Raw genomic sequence first — 1,518 nt, 5'->3', positions numbered from 1 at the left:
GCCGTGGCACGACCGCAACCTTCAGGGGCGGATCACCCGCCCGCTCCGGCACAACGGACAGCCCTACTCGGGTGTGAACGTTCTCCTGTTGTGGTCGGAAGGCATGGCGCGCGGCTTCTCGTCGCCGATCTGGATGACGTTCAAGCAATCGATCGAACTGGGCGCAGCTGTCCGCAAAGGCGAGACCGGGTCGACCGTCGTCTTCGCCAGCCGCTTCACCAAGACCGAAGCCGATGGCAGCGGCGGTGAGGTCGATCGCGAAATCCCCTTTTTGAAAGCGTACACTGTTTTCAATGTCGAACAGATCGATGGTCTGCCCGACCATTATCGCCATCGGCCGGCACCTGCTGCCGATCCTCTCCAACGGATCGAAGAGGCCGACCGATTCTTCCGCAACACGGGTGCCGTTATCCGCCACGGCGGCACACAGGCATATTATTCACCGGTTACGGATCACATCCAGATGCCGCCATTCGAGAGCTTTCGGGACGCGGCATCATACGTTGCCACGGTCAGCCACGAAAGTTGCCACTGGACTGCGCACCYGCATCGTGTCGGCCGCGATCTCAGCCGTTATGCCAAGGACAAAACGGAGCGTGCCCGAGAGGAACTGATCGCCGAGCTTGGCAGCTGCTTCCTATGTGCCGACCTCGGCATCGCACCGGAACTCGAACMACGGCCCGATCACGCGTCCTACCTGGCCTCGTGGCTCGCCGTGCTTTCTGAAGACAAGCGAGCGATCTTTCAGGCGGCCGCTCATGCGCAGCGGGCAGTMAACTTCCTGCACGATCTGCAGCCTGATGCAGCTGAGGAGAAGGTCGCGGCCTAGAAATCAGAGTCGGTCGTTGTCGCCGCCAACGGCCGACGCCTCTCTGGGCTCTCTCTCCGTGAGCGTGCTCTGATCAAGTGTGAGGTCCAGCTTGCCCCAGATCGAGGTTTTGCGGTCGGTCGATTTGAGCTTTCGCGATTGCTTGATTTCGACGGTAAACGGCTTTGTCTGCTGACGCATGTATCCTCCAGGCGACGAATCGCGCGCGCACGATACCGGGTTGATTATTGGAGGCAACTCCCAGGCCGACCGATCCGTCGTCGCCGAACTAACGGCCCGGACATTGGAAGAGAGCAACGGTTCGACACAGCAACGTTTCGCTTGGGTGAGGCGGTGGCACGTTGCCATCGCGGCGTTCCTCGCATCCATTGGCATAGGCCACGTCCTCCGCGGGCTCGATGAGGCATGTCTGATCGGAGAGCGGCTTCGCCTCGATCGTTCTACCGCAACGGCCATCCAAAACTTTCTTCCCCTGAACGCTCACGCGCTCATTCCTCGCGAAACAACAAAGTTTCTCCCCGGCMGCCCTCCATTCCATTCCGTCCCTGCGGGTGCGGTCCGATCGTCCCMGATCCTTGCGACAGCCATCGAGGCCGCGAWGGGCGCGGCCCGAAACMAACGAAAGGAAYACSACAATGGCAACCATCGGCACCTTCACCWCCWCCGAAACCGGCTTCAACGGCTCGATC

2 protein-coding genes are annotated in these 1,518 nt (G+C 61.0%); one reads left to right on the top strand and one right to left on the bottom strand.

Translation table 11 applies throughout. From position 1 onward, the window contains the following. A partial coding sequence (locus tag QD357_RS32180) for an ArdC family protein (protein WP_414126060.1) occupies positions 1-829 on the top strand: 829 nt, incomplete at its 5' end. Positions 830-832: 3 nt separating this feature from the next. On the opposite strand, the gene QD357_RS32175 is transcribed toward QD357_RS32180, so the two are convergent. Further along, entirely contained in the window at positions 833-1,009 is a 177-nt protein-coding gene (locus tag QD357_RS32175; RefSeq protein ID WP_183940233.1) for a hypothetical protein, read from the bottom strand. Positions 1,010-1,518 lie beyond the last annotated feature (509 nt).

The organism is Rhizobium sp. BR 317, assembly GCF_047445835.1.
GTDB classification, from domain to species: Bacteria; Pseudomonadota; Alphaproteobacteria; order Rhizobiales; family Rhizobiaceae; genus Rhizobium; species Rhizobium paranaense.
Note: the sequence above shows the minus strand (reverse complement) of the source record. Positions and strands in the feature narration are given on the sequence as shown.

Excerpts from the sequence above, each read along its gene's own strand:
- QD357_RS32175 (WP_183940233.1), bottom strand. The coding sequence starts at position 1,009 with ATGCGTCAGCAGACAAAGCCGTTTACCGTCGAAATCAAGCAATCGCGA.